This window comes from Pseudomonas sp. SORGH_AS_0211, from assembly GCF_031453455.1.
In the GTDB taxonomy this organism is placed as follows: Bacteria; Pseudomonadota; Gammaproteobacteria; order Pseudomonadales; family Pseudomonadaceae; genus Chryseomonas; species Chryseomonas aestiva.
On record NZ_JAVIZV010000001.1, the window covers coordinates 1,838,641 to 1,854,925 of the forward strand.

11 protein-coding genes are annotated in these 16,285 nt (G+C 66.6%); 6 read left to right on the forward strand and 5 right to left on the reverse strand.

What is annotated here, in order from left to right; genetic code table 11:
* The first annotated feature begins 30 nt into the window (after window positions 1–30).
* The 5 genes from efeO (QE393_RS08635) to QE393_RS08655 all read left to right on the forward strand — a co-directional run bounded on the left by efeO (QE393_RS08635) (window position 31) and on the right by QE393_RS08655 (window position 5,812).
* Window positions 31–1,185 (forward strand): iron uptake system protein EfeO, encoded by a 1,155-nt coding sequence (gene efeO, locus QE393_RS08635; RefSeq protein WP_310045618.1) that lies wholly within the window; start codon window positions 31–33, stop codon window positions 1,183–1,185.
* Window positions 1,182–2,474 (forward strand): iron uptake transporter deferrochelatase/peroxidase subunit, encoded by a 1,293-nt coding sequence (efeB, locus tag QE393_RS08640; protein WP_273807314.1) that lies wholly within the window; start codon window positions 1,182–1,184, stop codon window positions 2,472–2,474. Before efeO (QE393_RS08635) ends, efeB begins: the two co-directional genes overlap by 4 nt.
* Before the next feature lie 21 nt (window positions 2,475–2,495).
* Window positions 2,496–3,311, forward strand: coding sequence for an iron uptake system protein EfeO (efeO, locus tag QE393_RS08645; RefSeq protein ID WP_273807313.1), 816 nt, complete (start codon window positions 2,496–2,498; stop codon window positions 3,309–3,311).
* 358 nt (window positions 3,312–3,669) lie between these two features.
* Entirely contained in the window at window positions 3,670–5,328 is a 1,659-nt protein-coding gene (locus tag QE393_RS08650) for a nitrite/sulfite reductase (RefSeq protein WP_310043052.1), read from the forward strand.
* Complete coding sequence (locus QE393_RS08655; RefSeq protein ID WP_310043054.1) at window positions 5,312–5,812, forward strand: DUF934 domain-containing protein; 501 nt, start codon at window positions 5,312–5,314, stop codon at window positions 5,810–5,812. The genes QE393_RS08650 and QE393_RS08655 overlap by 17 nt, the downstream gene beginning before the upstream one ends.
* Before the next feature lie 58 nt (window positions 5,813–5,870).
* Here QE393_RS08655 and QE393_RS08660 read toward each other — a convergent pair whose 3' ends face one another.
* Window positions 5,871–6,863 carry a YhdH/YhfP family quinone oxidoreductase gene (locus QE393_RS08660; RefSeq protein ID WP_273807310.1) on the reverse strand — a complete coding sequence of 331 codons (993 nt, stop codon included), beginning with the start codon at window positions 6,861–6,863 and terminating at the stop codon, window positions 5,871–5,873.
* 49 nt (window positions 6,864–6,912) lie between these two features.
* Window positions 6,913–7,938, reverse strand: a complete 1,026-nt coding sequence (sohB, locus tag QE393_RS08665; protein WP_273807309.1) for a protease SohB — start codon at window positions 7,936–7,938, stop codon at window positions 6,913–6,915.
* A 258-nt stretch (window positions 7,939–8,196) separates the two neighbouring features.
* Here sohB and QE393_RS08670 point away from each other — a divergent pair, with 258 nt between their 5' ends.
* Entirely contained in the window at window positions 8,197–8,508 is a 312-nt protein-coding gene (locus QE393_RS08670) for an SCP2 sterol-binding domain-containing protein (RefSeq protein WP_273807308.1), read from the forward strand.
* A 51-nt stretch (window positions 8,509–8,559) separates the two neighbouring features.
* Here the strand turns inward: QE393_RS08670 and QE393_RS08675 are convergent, their stop codons facing one another.
* Genes QE393_RS08675 through QE393_RS08685 form a run of 3 tightly spaced genes read right to left on the reverse strand, consistent with a single transcriptional unit; the run spans window position 8,560 to window position 16,284 of the window.
* Window positions 8,560–10,041 carry an efflux transporter outer membrane subunit gene (locus QE393_RS08675; RefSeq protein ID WP_273807307.1) on the reverse strand — a complete coding sequence of 494 codons (1,482 nt, stop codon included), beginning with the start codon at window positions 10,039–10,041 and terminating at the stop codon, window positions 8,560–8,562.
* On the reverse strand, window positions 10,038–13,148 hold the full coding sequence (locus QE393_RS08680; RefSeq protein WP_273807306.1) for an efflux RND transporter permease subunit: 3,111 nt from the start codon (window positions 13,146–13,148) through the stop codon (window positions 10,038–10,040). The genes QE393_RS08675 and QE393_RS08680 overlap by 4 nt, the downstream gene beginning before the upstream one ends.
* Before the next feature lies 1 nt (window position 13,149).
* The gene (locus tag QE393_RS08685; RefSeq protein ID WP_273807305.1) at window positions 13,150–16,284 is read right to left on the reverse strand and encodes a multidrug efflux RND transporter permease subunit; all 3,135 of its coding nucleotides are present in this window, start codon (window positions 16,282–16,284) and stop codon (window positions 13,150–13,152) included.
* Between the last annotated feature and the right edge of the window lies 1 nt (window position 16,285).

The window sequence follows — 16,285 nt, forward strand, 5'->3', positions numbered from 1 at the left end:
CCCCATTCGCCGAAGCAGGGCTCCACGGCCATGCGCCTGGCGGTGGTCGGCTCCGCGACGCTGTTGATCGTCGCGGCTGCCGCCTTCTATTACGCCTCGCGTTCTGCAGGCGAGCGTCACGCAACCGTGGCCGACGGCGAAATCAAGGTCGACATCCTGGCCAATCGCTGCGAGCCCAACGCCCTGGAAGTGCCGGCCGGGCCGGCGCGCTTCCGTATCGTCAACCGCTCGGACCGGGCGGTGGAGTGGGAAATTCTCGATGGCGTCCTGGTGGTCGAGGAGCGCGAGAACATCGCCCCCGGGCTAAGCCAGGTCATCAATGCCACCCTGGCCCCCGGCGACTACGCCATCACCTGCGGTCTGCTGAGCAATCCGCGGGGCACGCTGAAGGTACTCCCGACGGCCGCTTCGGAAGCCGCCAGCAAGGCGGGCCCGACCCTGACCCAGTTCGTCGGCCCGCTGTCGGAATACCGCGTCTACCTGAATCAGCAGAGTCGCCTGTTGCTGCAGGGCATCGGCACCCTGCAGCAGGCCCTGGCCGCGGGCGACCTGGAGCAGGCGCGCGCCGCCTATGCGACTGCCCGCCTGCCCTACCAGCGCCTGGCGGCGACCGCGCAGCGCTTCGCCGAACTGGACAATCGCCTCAACGCCCGCGCCGACTACTACGAAAAGCGCGAACAGGATCCGGCCTTCGGTGGCTTCCATCGCCTCGAACAAGGCCTCTTCGCCGGCAACAGCACTCGGGACCTGGAACCGGTGGCCACCCGCCTGCAACAGGACGCCGCCGCCCTGCGCGATGCCCTGCTCGGCCAGTCGCTGCCGCCCGAGCAACTCAGCGGCAACGCCGCACGCCTGCTGCACAACCTGGCCAGCACCCGGATCTCGGGCGAGGAAGAACGCTACAGCCAGCTCGTCCTGCCCGGTTTCGCCGCCAATCTGGATGGCACCCGCAAGGTGATCGAGTTGCTGCGCCCGCTGCTCGGCAAGGGTCATCCCGAGCTGCAGCAACGCCTGGATACCCAGGCCAACGCCTTGGCCGCGGCCCTGGGCGATGTCCAGCGTCCCTACGCTTCTCTTTCCCCTGACGACCGCCAGCGCATCGCCGCCGCGGCCCGGGCCCTGGCCGACTCCCTCGACCAGGTCGCCCCGGCCCTCGGCCTGGCCGCGACCAGGACCACGCCATGAAGAAGTCCGCTCCCGATCAGCCCAATATCGACCGTCGCCGCCTGCTGGGTGGCCTCGGCGCTGCCGGCGTGGCCCTGGCCGGTGCCGGGCTCTGCCCGATGCACGCCAGGGCGGCCAGCACCGCCGAGGTGACCCGTGCCCCCGGCAGCGCCAATACCCACCAGCGCCAGGCGTTCCTTGGCCGGCACCAGAGCGGCATCGTCACCCCACGGCCGGCGGCCGGGATGGTCGTGGCCTTCGATGTGCTGGCCAGTGATCGTGAGGACCTGGAACGGCTGCTGCGTACCCTCGACGAGCGCATCCGCTTTCTCATGCAGGGCGGCCCGGTACCGGAGGTCGACCCCAGATTGCCGCCACTGGATTCCGGCATCCTCGGCCCGGTGGTGACGCCGGACAACCTCACCATTACCGTCTCGGTGGGCGAGTCGCTGTTCGATGACCGTTTCGGCCTGAGCTCGGTCAAGCCGCGCCAGCTGCAGCGCATGACCGGCTTTCCCAATGACGCCCTGGAAGCGGACTGCTGCCACGGCGATCTTTGCCTGCAGTTCTGCGCCAACACACCGGACACCAACATCCACGCCCTGCGCGACATTCTGAAGAATCTGCCCGACCTGCTGGCGATCCGCTGGAAGCAGGAAGGCAGCGTGCCAGTGCAGGATCCGCCACCCGGACAACCGGCGGAAAGCGCGCGCAACTTCCTCGGCTTTCGCGACGGCTCGGCCAACCCCGATTCCACCGACGCCCAGGCGATGGACCGGATCGTCTGGGTCCAGCCCGGCAGCGGCGAGCCCCCCTGGGCCGCCCAGGGCAGCTACCAGGCGGTGCGCATCATCCGCAATTTCGTCGAGCGCTGGGATCGCACCCCGCTGCAGGAGCAGGAAGCCATCTTCGGTCGGCGCAAGGCCAGTGGCGCCCCCATGGCCGGCGGTCACGAGACCGATGTGCCGGATTACGCCAGCGATCCCAAGGGCAAGGTCACGCCGCTAGACGCCCATATCCGCCTGGCCAATCCCCGCACCGCGGAGAGCCAGCGCAACCTGATCCTGCGCCGCCCCTTCAACTACTCCAACGGCGTGCGCAAGAACGGCCAACTCGACATGGGCCTGCTGTTCATCGCCTACCAAGCCAATCTGGAACAGGGCTTCATCGCCGTGCAGAAACGTCTGGATGGCGAACCCCTGGAGGAATACATCAAGCCCATCGGCGGCGGTTACTTCTTCGTCCTGCCGGGGATCACCGATGCCAAGGACTACCTCGGCCGCAGCCTGCTGGCCGCCGCATCGCTTTAAAACCTCGACAGGAGAAGTCGAATGAAACGCTCGTTCCTCGCCGTTGCCCTCGGTCTGGCCCTCGCCACGCCGGCCTTCGCTGCCAACTCGCCGCTGGATCTGGTCGGCCCCATCTCCGACTACAAGATCTATGTCACCGACAACCTGGCCAAGCTCACCGAGCAGACCCAGGCCTTCACCGCGGCGGTCAAGCGCGGCGACCTGGCCACCGCGCGCAAGCTCTATGCCCCGACGCGGGTCTCCTACGAGCAGGTCGAGCCCATCGCCGAACTCTTCAGCGACCTGGACGCCGCCATCGACTCCCGCGAAGACGATCACGAACAAGGGGTCAAATCCGAGGACTTCACCGGCTTCCATCGCCTGGAGCACGCCCTCTTCACCCAGAACACCACCGAAGGCCAGGGCCCCGTCGCCGACAAGCTGCTGGCAGACGTCAAGGACCTGCAGGCCCGCGTCGACGGCCTGACCTTCCCGCCGGAGAAGGTGGTGGGTGGCGCCGCGGCCCTGATGGAGGAAGTGGCGGCGACCAAGGTGTCGGGCGAGGAAGAGCGCTATAGCCACACCGACCTCTATGACTTCCAGGCCAACGTCGATGGCGCCAAGAAGATCGTCGACCTGTTCCGCCCGCAGATCGCGAAGCAGGACCAGGCCTTCGTCGCCAAGGTCGACAAGAACTTCGCCACGGTCGACAAGATCCTGGCCAAGTACAAGACCAAGGACGGCGGCTTCGAGACCTACGACAAGGTCAGCGAGCGTGATCGCAAGGCCCTGGTCGGTCCGGTCAACACCCTGGCGGAAGACCTCTCCACCCTGCGCGGCAAGCTGGGCCTGAACTAACCGCGGCTGCCAAAACCACTGCGCGTCCGCCAGGCGGGCGCGTGCAGTGCTCGGGAATCCTCATGTACCGATCGTCCACTCGTGCGCGAACCCGGTCCGGTTCCTGCGCGCCGCGCGTAGCCGCCTGACAACCGCTCGTGACGTTTGATCAACCACGGCATTCATAATGCGGTATCCGGCGCCGCCCACCCGCTTTCCGCTTATCGCCGGAATAGATTTATATATAAAGAAACATCGCTTTTAAGCATATAGACCTGCTGCTATCGTGCACGGCCTAGAAAAGTCGTCAGAGCGCCCCCTGGGTGCCCAAGACTTCGATCACGCGCAGCCGTGCGCGCCGCCTGACAGCAGGATGACCATGTACGTTTACGATCAGTACGATCAGCGGATCGTCGAAGAGCGTGTCGCCCAGTTTCGCGACCAGACCCGCCGCTTCCTGGCCGGAGAGCTGGGTGGCGAAGAATACCGCCCGCTGCGCCTGCAGAACGGTCTCTACATCCAGCGCTATGCGCCCATGCTGCGCGTCGCCGTGCCCTATGGCTTGCTGAACACCACCCAGGTGCGCAAGCTGGCGCAGATCGCCCGTGACTACGACAAGGGCTACGCCCACATCAGTACCCGGCAGAACTTCCAGTTCAACTGGCCGGAGCTGGAAGACGTCCCCGAGATCCTCGCCGAGCTGGCCACCGTGCAGATGCACGCCATCCAGACCAGCGGCAACTGCATCCGCAACACCACCACCGACCAGTTCGCCGGCGTCGCCCATGACGAACTGATCGATCCGCGCCCCTGGTGCGAGATCATCCGCCAGTGGTCGACCTTCCACCCCGAATTCGCCTTCCTGCCGCGCAAGTTCAAGATCGCCGTCAACGGCGCCGCCCTGGATCGCGCCGCCATCGAGGTGCACGACATCGGCCTGGAGGCGGTGCGCAACGAGGCCGGCGAGCTGGGCTTCCGCGTGCTGGTCGGCGGCGGCCAGGGCCGTACTCCCCACACCGGTGAATTCATCCGTGAATTCCTGCCCTGGCAGCACCTGCTCAGCTACCTGGAAGCCACCCTGCGGGTCTACAACCGCTACGGCCGCCGCGACAACAAGTTCAAGGCGCGCATCAAGATCCTGGTCAAGGCCCTGGGCGCCGACGCCTTCGCCGAAAAGGTCGAGGCCGAGTGGGCCCACCTCAAGGACGGCCCCATCACTCTGACCGACGCCGAGGTCGCGCGGGTCTCCGCCTTCTTCGTAGATCCGCCCTATGCCGAGCTGCAGGACCAGGACGCCGCCCTCGCCCGCCTGGACGCCGAGCAACCCGGTTTCGCCCGCTGGCGCCAGCGCAACACCTTCCGCCACAAGCGTCCGGGCTATGTCGCCGTGACCCTGTCGCTCAAGTCCACCGGCGTCGCGCCGGGGGACGTGACCGATCGCCAGCTGGACGCCATGGCCGAGCTGGCCGATCGCTACAGCTTCGGCGAGCTGCGCACCTCGCACCAGCAGAACGTCATCTTCGCCGACGTCCGCCAGGACCAGTTGCTGGAACTCTGGCACGCGTTGCGCGAACACGGCTTCGCCACCCCCAACATCGGCCTGCTGACGGACATGATCTGCTGCCCGGGCGGTGATTTCTGCTCCCTGGCCAACGCCAAGTCGATCCCCATCGCCGAAGCCATCCAGCGTCGTTTCGACGACCTGGACTACCTGTTCGACATCGGCGAGCTGGACCTCAACATCTCCGGCTGCATGAACGCCTGCGGTCACCACCACGTCGGCCACATCGGCATCCTCGGCGTGGACAAGAAGGGCGAGGAGTTCTACCAGGTGTCCCTAGGCGGCGACGCCGGCCGCGACGCCACCCTGGCCAAGATCCTCGGCCCCTCCTTCGCCCAGGACCAGATGCCCGAGGTGATCGGCAAGCTGATCAACGTCTACGTCGAGCAACGCACCGAAGACGAGCGCTTCATTGACACCTACCGCCGTATCGGTATCGACCCCTTCAAGGAGCGCGTCTATGCAAAGAATCATTAAGGGCGACCAGCTGGTCACCGACAACTGGCACCTGCTGCCCAAGGACGTCGCCCTGGTAGACGTCCCCAACAGCGACGACGTGATCATCCCGGCCGCCCTGTGGCTGGAGCACGGCCATGCCCTCACCTGCCGCGACGGCAAACTGGGCATCTGGCTGGACAGCGACGAAGAGCCGGAGAGCATTGCCGGCGACCTCGCGCATTTCGATCTGATCGCCATCAACTTCCCGGCCTTCGTGGACGGTCGCGGCTACTCCTATGCCCGGCTGCTGCGCGAACGCTTCGGCTGGACCGGCGAGCTGCGCGCCATCGGCGATGTGCTGCAGGATCAGTTGTTCTTTCTCAAGCGCTGCGGCTTCGATGCCTATGTGGTCCGCGCCGACCGCGATCCGGAAGCGGCCCTGGCCGGTCTGCGCGATTTCAGCGTGACCTACCAGGGCGCGGTAGACCAAGCGGAGCCGCTGTTCCGCCGTCGCCAGGCCTGAGCGCCGCGAACGCAAAAGAAAACCCGCCGCGGCGGGTTTTCTTTTGTCCGGCCTTCGCTCAACCGAGATCGACCACCACGCGTCCCACCATCTTGCCCGCCAGGATCTGGCTGATGGTGTCGGGCAGCTCGGCAAGGCCGACCTCGCGGGTCAGGCTGTCCAGGTCGTCCAGCTTCCACTGCACCGAGAGTTTGTCCCAGAGCGCTGCCTTGGCCATCAATGGCAACTCGACGGAATCCACGCCCAGCAGATTCACCCCGCGCAGGATGAAGGGAAAGACCCCGGCGGCGAAGGTGGTGCCGGCGGTCATGCCGCAGCAGGCCACGCTGCCGCCGTATTCCAGCGACTTGATGACATTGAAGAGGATGTCGCCACCGACGGTATCCACCGCCCCGGCCCACTGCTGGTCCAGCAGCGGCTTGCCGACGCCATCGGCCAGGGTGGCACGGTCGAGGATCTGCCGGGCACCCAGGCGATGCAGCCACTCCGCGCGCTCCAGCTTGGCGGTGGAGGCGGCCACGTGGTAGCCCAGGCGTGCCAGCAGCTTGACCGCCAGACTGCCTACGCCACCACTGGCCCCGGTGACCAGCACGGTGCCGGCCTCCGGGGTCAGGCCCATCTGTTCGAGTTTCTCGACGCACAGCGCCGCGGTGAGACCCGCGGTGCCCAGCACCATGGCCTCACGCAGGCCGAGATTGTCCGGGCGACGGATCACCCAGGCGGCCGGCACCCGGATGTACTGGCCGAAGCCGCCCGGCGTGCTCATGCCCAGGTCATAGCCCGTGACCAGGACCTCATCGCCCACGGCGAATTCGCCGGCACTGGAGTGTTCCACCACGCCGGCCGCGTCGATGCCCGGGGTGTGGGGATAGCGTCGGGTCACGCCGCGGTTGCCGATGGCCGACAGGGCGTCCTTGTAGTTGAGCGAGGAATAGCGCACCCGGATCAGCACCTCGCCCGCGGGCAGGTCGTCCAGGCTGCGCGTCACCACCTCTTGCCGGAAAGCACCATGGGCCCCTTCGGTCACCCAGAGCGCCTGAAAATTGCTCATCGCAGAACCTCCGTTGGAGTCTTGTTATCGGCCGCCAGTCCTTTGGACCTCAGCGCCAGCGGGTCGACTCGGCCAGGCGCTCCCACCAGGTGCTCACCAGACGATCGATGCCGAGGCTCGCGGCCATGCCCAGGCGTTCGGGCAGCGATTTCTTCTCGACGAAGCGCAGCGAAAAGACTTCGACCACCTGGGCTCGTTCGGCCAGGTATTCGTCGCTGGTACGCAGCTCGTCCACCAGCTGCTTGCCCAGCGCGGCCTGGCCGAGCCAGACCTCGCCGGTGGCGACCTCGTCGATATTGAGCTGCGGCCGGTAGTGGGCAACGAAATTCTTGAACAGCACATGGGTGGTATCCAGATCGTGCTGGAATTTTTCCTTGCCCTTCTCATCGTTCTCGCCGAACACCGTGACGGTGCGCTTGTACTGGCCGGCGGTGAAGACCTCGAAGTCCACGTCATGCTTCTTCAGCAGGCGGTGGACGTTGGGCAACTGGGCAACCACACCGATGGAGCCGAGGATGGCGAAGGGCGCGCAGAGGATACGGTCGCCGATGCAGGCCATCATGTAGCCGCCACTGGCGGCCACCTTGTCGACGCAGATGGTCAGAGGAATTCCCGCCTGGCGGATGCGCGCCAGCTGCGAGGCGGCCAGGCCATAGCTGTGCACCAGGCCACCGCCGCTTTCCAGCCGCACCACCACCTCGTCCTTGGGCGTCGCCAGGGTCAGGACAGCGGTGATCTCGTTGCGCAGGTGTTCGTTGGCCGTGGCCTTGATGTCGCCATGGAAATCGAGCACATAGACCCGCGACTTGCCGGTCTCGCTCTTACGCTTGCTCTTCTCGGCCTTGGTCTCGCGCTTGCGCAGGGCCTTGAAGGCCTCCTTGCCCAGAACGCTCTGCTGCAATCTCAGCCGCAGATCGCGATAGAAGTCGTTGAGCTTCTGCACCTGCAACTGGCCAGCGGAACTGCGCCGGTTGCGGCCGCGGACGGCGGCGGTGAACAGCAGCACGGCGATGATGGCAACCACCACGGTGACGGTTTTGGCCAGGAAACTGGCATAGTCGGCAAGAAACTCCACGGACTCTCCTAGGATGGCGGCAGCAGTGCCCTGCCCAGCATACCGAGTCGCCCGACCGATAGAAACTCGGCGACTCCCGGCGGTCTTCCGGCACCGGCTAGCCATTGGCCGCGATCAGGCCGTGCGCGCGCCCCAGGCTTTCAAACAAGCGTATGAATATCCGTTGACAGGTCTCCTGTCGCCCCCTACCCTCGGTCGAGTGCCCTGCCCCTCCCGCTGGAGTGGGCCTCATCGAAAAAGACCACAAGGACCCTCGCCATGAGCGCAGCCGAAGCCATCGCCACCCTGAAGAGCAAGTTCGACCCCTCCGCCGCGGCCGGCCTGGATCTCACCTATCAATTCGACGTCGAGGGCGGTGACAACTACTACGTGGTCGTCAAGGACGGCACCTGCGACGTCCAGCAAGGCGACGCCGCCGACCCGGATTGCACCCTGATCATGGACCAGGACACCCTGGCCGGCATCGTCAACGGCGAAACCGACGGCATGCAGGCCTTCATGTCGGGCAAGCTGCGTGTCGAAGGCAACATGATGCTGAGCATGAAGCTGGGCGAACTCTTCCCCAACTAAGCGCCAGTCGTGAAAAAGCCGGGCAATCGCCCGGCTTTTTTGTGCCCGGGATCAAGGCCGCCGCGGCGGCGCCGGCGGGGTGAGATTGCCATCCCAGCCACCGCCGAGCGCAGCGATCAGCTGGACGCTGGCACTGAGGCGGCTGCCCAGCAGGGTCAGGTTGGTGCGCTCGTTGCTGAGCGCGGTGGTCTGCAGGGTGACCACGTCGAGATAGCCGATCAGCCCGGCCTGGTACTGGTTCTCGGCCAGTTGCAGGGCGCGGCGCGCGGCATCCAGGGCCTCCTGGCGCACGCCGGCTTCGTCGCCGTAGGTGCGCAGCTGCACCAGATAGTCCTCCACCTCGCGGAAGCCGGCGAGCACGGTCTGGCGATAGCCGGCGACGCTGGCATCGTAGCTGGCTTCGGCGGACTCCACCTGGGCCCGGCGCAGGCCACCATCGAACAGCGACAGGGCAAAGGATGGCCCGATCGACCAGAAGCGATTCGGCGTGCTGATCAGATTGCCCCACTGGCTGGCGCTGTAGCCGCCGCTGGCACTCAGGGTCAGGTCGGGATAATAGGCGGCTTCGGCGACGCCGATGGCGGCATTGGCGGCCATGACCTGGCGCTCGGCCTGGGCGATGTCTGGACGCCGTTCGAGCAGCGTCGAGGGCACGGCGCTCGGCAGCGGCGGCAACTCGGGAATCGTCTTGACCGCGGCCAGCTGGAAATTGGCCGGGACTTCGCCGACCAGCACCGCTATGGCGTTTTCCAGCTGGGCACGCTGGTACCTGAGATCGATGGCGTCGGCCTGGGTGCTCTTCAGCTGGGTGGTCGCCTGGGCCACGTCCGCCGGCGTGACGATGCCGGCGCGGTACTGGTTCTGGGTCAGGCGCAGGGAACGCTCGTAGGTGGCCACGGTGGCGTCGAGCAGCCGCTGCTGGGCATCCAGCACCCGCACCTGCAGGTAGTTGGTCGCCAGTTGCGTCTGCAGACTGAGACGGGTGGCTGCCAGCTCCGCGGCGCTGGCCTGGGCGGACGCCCGATCCGCCTCCACCTGGCGCCTTACGCGCCCCCAGAGATCCAGCTCCCAGCTCACCCCCAGGCTAGCGTCGTAGGCATTGCTGATGGTGCTTGTGCCACCGCTGCTGAAGGTGCTGCTGGTGCCATTGGAGTTGCGGATGACGGTGTTGCTACCCGAACCACCGCCGCGCCCGGAGCGGGTGGCGCCCAGGCTGCTGGACAGGGTCGGGAACAACGAGGCCCGCGCCTGGCTGACCAGGGCCAGGGATTGCCGATAGGTCGCCTCGGCCTGGGCCAGGCTCTGGTTGCGCTGGTTCAGCTGGACCATCAGGCGATCCAGGGTCGGATCATCATAGCGACGCCACCAGTCGTCACGGACCTCCAGATCCTTGGGCGCCGCCGCCTGCCAGCCTTCGGCGTGGCGGTAGGCGACCGGCACCGGGGTGGCGGGCCGCTGGTAATCCGGGCCCAGGGTACAGCCGGCCAGCAGCAGAGCCAGGGTCAGCGTCGGCAGGCGCAGGATTGGGGTCATAGCGGCGTATCCAGGGCAGCGTCGGTACGGATGCCGCGCCAGCGATTGACGCGGCGGCGCAGGCGTTCGAAATAGAGATAGACCACCGGGGTGGTGTAGAGCGTGAGGATCTGGCTCAAGACCAGGCCCCCGACGATCACCAGGCCCAGTGGCTGGCGCATCTCCGCGCCTTCGGTATTGCCGATCAGCAGCGGCACGGCGCCAAGGATGGCGGCCATGGTGGTCATCAGGATGGGCCTCAGGCGCAGTAGACAGGCCTGGCGAATGCCCTCCTCGGGCGTCAGTCCCTGCTGGCGCTCCAGCTGCAGGGCCAGATCCACCATCATGATGGCGTTCTTCTTCACCACCCCGATCAGCAGGAACAGGCCGAGCATGGAAATCAGGCTGAACTGGCCACCGGTGAGCTGGATGGCCAGCAAGGCCCCTACCCCGGCCGACGGCAGCGTCGAGAGGATGGTCAGGGGATGCACGTAGCTCTCGTAGAGCACGCCCAGGACGATATAGACCAGCACCAGGGCGCCGAGAATCATCAGCGGTTGCCCTGACACCGTGCTGGCGAAGATGTTGGCGGATCCACCCAGGCGACCCTGGACATCGGTCGGCAAGCCGATGGCCGCCACCGCGCGCTGCACCGCCCGGGTCGCCTGTTCCAGGCTGACGTCCGGCGCCAGGTCGAAGTTGATGCTCTCCGAGGCGAACTGGCCATCGTGGGTAACCCGGTCCTCGGCGAGGCTGTTGGTGTAGTAGGCGAAGGCCGACAGCGGGACCTGAGCGCCGCTGGCGGTGATGACGCGCACCTGCTCGAGCACGGTCGGGTCCTGGGCATAGCGCGGATTGATCTCCATCACCACCTTGTACTGGTTGAGCGGCTCATAGATGGTCGAGATCTGCCGCTGAGCGAAGGAGTTGTTGAGCACCGCGGCGACCGTCTCCATGTCAACGCCGAGGCGCTTGGCCTTCTCGCGGTCGATCTGCAGGGTGATCTGCTGAGTGCTGCCCTCGCGTCCGTCCACCGCGGTCAGCTCCGGCAGCGCCTTGAGTGCGGCCAGCACCTTGGGTTGCCAGGTTTCCAGCAGCCCGACGTCGCCCGAGAGCAGGTTGTACTCATAGGACGAGGTGCTCTGCTGGCGCCCACCGAATCTCAGGTCCTGGTCGGCCATGAGGAACAGCTGGGCGCCCGGCACCTTGGGAGCATTGGCGCGGATGCGCTCGATGACCTTTTGCGCATCCAGCTTGCGCTCGGCAATGGGCTTGAGGCGAATCAGCATCACCGCATTGTTCACCCCGCTACCGGAGCCGGAGCTGCCGACGAAGCCGGAGGCGCTGGCCACCGCCGGATCGGCCAGCAACGACTTGCGCAGGATCTCGATCTTCGGCTGCATGACCTGGAACGACAGGGCATTGTCGCCACGGATGAAACCGATCAGCTGCCCGGTATCCTGCTGGGGCATGAAGGTCTTGGGTACCACGACATAGAGCAGCACGTTGAGCGCTATGGTGGCGATCAGGCTCAGCAGCGTCAGCCGGCGGTGGCGCAATGCCCAGCCGAGGGTCCGGTCGTAGCCGGCCACCAGGCGGCGATGGGCACGCTCGCTGAAGCGCTGCAACCGGCTCTCGTTGGCGGGATCATGGGGCCTTAGCCAGCGGGCGCAGAGCATGGGCGTCAGCGTCAGGGACACGACCAGAGAGACCAGGATGGCGGCGGCCAGGGTCAGGGAGAATTCGCGGAACAGTTTCTCGACGATACCGCCGATGAAGAGGATGGCCACGAAAACGGCCACCAGCGAGACGTTCATCGACAGCAGGGTGAAGCCCACCTCGCGGGTGCCCTGGTAGGCGGCCTTGAGCGGCGCCATGCCGTTGTCGATGTGCCGGGCGATGTTTTCCAGCACCACGATGGCATCGTCCACCACCAGCCCCGCCGCCAGGATCAAGGCCATCAGCGAGAGGGTATTGAGCGAGAAGCCGAGCAGGTACATGACGGCGAAGGTGCCCACCAGGGAGATCGGTACCGCCAGGGCCGGGATCACCGCGCTGCGCAGCCGGCCGAGGAACAGCCAGACCACGCCGATCACCAGGAAGACGGCGATCACCAGGGTCAGCTCCGCCTCGTGGAGGGTGGCCTTGATCACCCCCGACCGGTCCATGGCCACTTCCAGGCGGGCACTGGCCGGCACGATGGCTTCCAGTGCCGGCAGGCGCGCCTTGAGCGCGGCGATGGTCTCGATGATGTTGGCGTTGGCCTGCCGGTTGACCACCAGCAGCACGGCGCTCTGGTCGTTGTAGAAACCGGCGTTGTAGCGGTCTTCCACGGCATCGCTGACCTTGGCGACATCGCGCAGGCGCAACGTCGCGCCATCCTGGTAACGGATGATCAGGGGCGCATAGTCGGCGGCCTTGAACAACTGGTCGTTGGCCTGGATCTGCCAGTTGTGTTCGTCATTGGCCACCGCGCCCTTGGGGCGGCGCTGGTTGGCGCTGTTGATGGCGGTGCGGACGTCGTCCAGCGCCAGCCCGTAATGCTCCAGCTGGCGCGGTTCCAGCTCGACGCGCACCGCCGGCAGGGAGCTGCCACCGATCTGCACTTCGCCCACGCCGCTGACCTGGGACAGGCTCTGGGCCAGCACCGTGGACGCCAGGTCGTAGAGCTCGCCCTTGCTCAAGGTCTTGGAGGTCAGCGAAAACACCATGATGGGTGCCTGGGACGGATTGACCTTGCGATAGCGCGGCATCTGGCGCATGCCGCTCGGTAGCAGGTTGCGCGAGGCGTTGATGGCCGCCTGCACCTCGCGGGCAGCGGTGTTGACGTTCTTGTCCAGATCGAACTGGATGATGATCTGCGTCGAGCCCTGGCTGCTGCGACTGGTCATGGAGCTGATGCCGGCGATGGTGCCCAGGGAACGCTCCAGCGGCGTGGCGACGCTGGAGGCCATCACCTGGGGACTGGCGCCGGACAGGGTCGCCGAGACCGTGATGGTCGGAAAGTCCATCTGCGGCAGGGGCGCCACCGGCAACAGCCGGAAGGCGATGGCGCCCAGCAGCAGCAACGCCAGGCTCAGCAGCAGGGTCGCGACCGGCCGGGCGATGAAGGGCGCCGAGAGATTCACCTCAGACCGCCCTGCGTCGACCCAGGCGCTCGCCCAGGCTGTCGAAGGCCAGGTAGATCACCGGGGTGGTGAACAGCGTCAGCACCTGGCTCACCAGCAGGCCGCCGACCATCACCAGGCCCAGCGGCTGGCGCAACTCGGCGCCGGCGCCGGTGGCCAGCATCAGCGGCACCGCGCCGAACAGCGCCGCCAGGGTGGTCATGAGGATCGGCCGGAATCTCAGCAGCGCCGCCTGGTAGATGGCCTCCTCCGGCTGCAGTCCCTGGTGGCGTTCGGCATCGAGGGCGAAGTCGATCATCATGATGGCGTTCTTCTTGACGATGCCTATCAGCAGGATGATGCCGATCACCGCGATCAGGCCGAGGTCATTGCCGGTGAGCAGCAGCGCCAGCAGCGCGCCGATGGCCGCCGAGGGCAGCGTCGAGAGGATGGTCAGCGGGTGGATGAAGCTCTCATAGAGCACGCCCAGGACGATATACATCACCACCACCGCCGCCAGGATCAGCAGCAGGGTACTGGACAGCGAAGCCTGGAAGGCCGCTGCCGCGCCCTGGTAGTGGGTATTGATGCCCACCGGCAGGCCGATCTCCTGCTTGGCCGCGTCGATGGCCGCCACCGCGGCGCCTAGGGAAACGCCATTGGCCAGGTTGAACGACAGGGTCACCGCCGGGAACTGGCTCAGGTGGTTGATCACCAGCCGGGTCGGCCGCTGCTCCATCTTCACCAGGCTGGACAGCCGCACCGGGGCGCGACTGGTGTCCGTGGTGGTCTCGGTGGTGCTGGCGGTGCCGGTGCCACTGCTGCCGCTGCTGGACGAGGAGCCACTGCCCGCCTTGACCCAGACCTGGCTGAGGGCATCCGGTCCCAGGCTGTCGGCGGCGGCGCTGGCCAGCACCACCCGGTACTGGTTGGCCTGGGTATAGATGGTCGAGATCTGCCGCTGACCGAGGGCGTCATAGAGGGCGTCGGTAATGGCCGAGACCTGCACGCCGAGGCGGGCCGCGGCGTCGCGATCGATGGTCAGGTACAGCTGCAGCCCCTTGTTCTGCAGGTCGCTGGTGACATCGGTGAGTTCCGGGCGCTCGTGCAATGTCTCGATCAGGCGCGGCACCCAGGTGTCGAGCAGGCTGGCATCGGGCGAGTCCAGGCTCAGCTGGTACTGGGTCCGGCTGACCCGGTCCTCGACGCTGAGGTCCTGCACCGGCTGCATGTAGAGGGTGATGCCCACCACCTTGGCGACCGCGGGCCGCAGCCGGTCGATGACCTCCTGGGCGGTGACGTCGCGCTCGCCCTGCGGCTTGAGATTGATCTGCATGCGACCGCTGTTGAGGGTGACGTTGTCACCGTCGACGCCGATATAGGAAGACAGACTGGCCACCGCCGGGTCTTGCAGTACCACCTCGGCCAGCGCCTGCTGGCGCTCGCTCATGCCGCGGAAGGAGATCGACTGGGGCGCCTCGGTGATGCCCTGGATGGAGCCGGTGTCCTGGGCCGGAAAGAAGCCCTTGGGCACCAGCAGGTAGAGCACGGCGGTGAGCACGAAGGTCGCCACCGCCAGCAGCAGCATCAGCGCCCGGTTGGCCAGCGACCAGCGCAGCGCCCGGCCATAGCCGGCGATCAGCCGCTCCAGCCAGACCAGCCGGTGCTCGCCGGCCTCCTCGCGCTTGAGCAGCCGCGCGCACATCATCGGTGTGAGCGTCAGCGAGATCACCAGGGAGATGAGAATCGCCACCGCCAGGGTGATGGCGAATTCGCGGAACAGTCGGCCCACCACGTCCTGCATGAACAGCAGCGGGATGAGCACCGCGATCAGCGAAACGGTCAGGGACACCAGGGTGAAGCCGATCTGCCGGGCCCCCTTGAGCGCGGCCTCCAGCGGACTGGCGCCCTCCTCCAGATGCCGCGAGATATTTTCCAGCATGACGATGGCATCGTCGACGACGAAGCCGGTGGCGATGGTCAGGGCCATCAGCGACAGGTTGTTCAGCGAGAAACCGGCCAGGTACATGGCGCCGAAGGTGCCAATCAGCGACAGCGGCACCGTGACCGAGGGAATCAGGGTGGCGCTGAACCGGCGCAGGAAGACGAAGGTGACCATCACCACCAGCCCTACCGCCAGCAGCATCTCGTGCTGGACGTCGGTGACGGCGGCGCGGATGGTCTCGGTACGGTCACTGAGCACGGCGATGTCGAGACCGGCCGGCAGGCTTTCCCTGAGGCTGGGCAAGAGCGCCTGGATGCGGTCGACGGTCTGGATGACATTGGCGCCAGGCTGGCGCTGGACGTTGACCAGGATGGCACCGCTGCGATTGGCCCAGGCGGCCAGGCGGTCGTTTTCCGCGCCCTGGGCGATGGTGGCCACATCCCCCAGACGCAGGGCGCCGTTGTCGGCGTAGTTGAGGATCAGGTCGCCATAGGCCTTGGGATCGCGCAGCTGGTCGTTGGCGTCCAGGGTGGCGACCCGGGTGGGGCCGTCGAAGCTGCCCTTGGGCTGGTTGGTGTTCTCGCTGGTGACCAGGCTGCGCACGTCGGCCAGGGTCAGGTTATGGGCCGCGAGCTTGTCCGGATCGACCTGGATGCGCACCGCCGGGCGCTGGCCGCCGGCGAGGCTGACCATCCCGACCCCGGTCACCTGGGCGAGCTTCTGCGCCATGCGGGTGTCAACCAGGTCGTAGAGTGTGGGCAGCGGCAGCGTCCTGGAGCTGATCGCCAGGGTGACGATGGGCGTATCGGCCGGATTGACCTTGTTGTACACCGGTGGCGCCGGCAGATCGTTGGGCAGCAGGTTGTTGGCCGCGTTGATCGCGGCCTGGACTTCCTGCTCGGCGACCGAAAGGTCCAGTTCCAGGTTGAATCTGAGAGTGATGACCGAGGCACCACCGGAGCTGGTCGAGGCCATCTGCGACAGGCCCGGCATCTGGCCGAACTGGCGCTCCAGCGGCGCGGTGACGGCGCTGGTCATGACATCGGGACTGGCGCCGGGATAGAGGGTGAGCACGCGGATGGTGGGATAGTCCACCTGCGGCAAGGCCGCGACCGGCAGCAGCCGATAGGCCAGCAGGCCGGCGATGAGCAGGGCCACCATCAACAGGGTGGTGGCGACCGGGCGCAGGATGAAGGGGCGCGAGATATCCATC

Excerpts from the sequence above, each read along its gene's own strand:
- QE393_RS08675 (WP_273807307.1), bottom strand. The coding sequence starts at position 10,041 with ATGACCCCAATCCTGCGCCTGCCGACGCTGACCCTGGCTCTGCTGCTG.
- QE393_RS08650 (WP_310043052.1), top strand. The coding sequence starts at position 3,670 with ATGTACGTTTACGATCAGTACGATCAGCGGATCGTCGAAGAGCGTGTC.
- efeB (WP_273807314.1), top strand. The coding sequence starts at position 1,182 with ATGAAGAAGTCCGCTCCCGATCAGCCCAATATCGACCGTCGCCGCCTG.
- efeO (WP_310045618.1), top strand. The coding sequence starts at position 31 with ATGCGCCTGGCGGTGGTCGGCTCCGCGACGCTGTTGATCGTCGCGGCT.
- QE393_RS08660 (WP_273807310.1), bottom strand. The coding sequence starts at position 6,863 with ATGAGCAATTTTCAGGCGCTCTGGGTGACCGAAGGGGCCCATGGTGCT.
- efeO (WP_273807313.1), top strand. The coding sequence starts at position 2,496 with ATGAAACGCTCGTTCCTCGCCGTTGCCCTCGGTCTGGCCCTCGCCACG.
- QE393_RS08685 (WP_273807305.1), bottom strand. The coding sequence starts at position 16,284 with ATGGATATCTCGCGCCCCTTCATCCTGCGCCCGGTCGCCACCACCCTG.
- QE393_RS08670 (WP_273807308.1), top strand. The coding sequence starts at position 8,197 with ATGAGCGCAGCCGAAGCCATCGCCACCCTGAAGAGCAAGTTCGACCCC.
- QE393_RS08655 (WP_310043054.1), top strand. The coding sequence starts at position 5,312 with ATGCAAAGAATCATTAAGGGCGACCAGCTGGTCACCGACAACTGGCAC.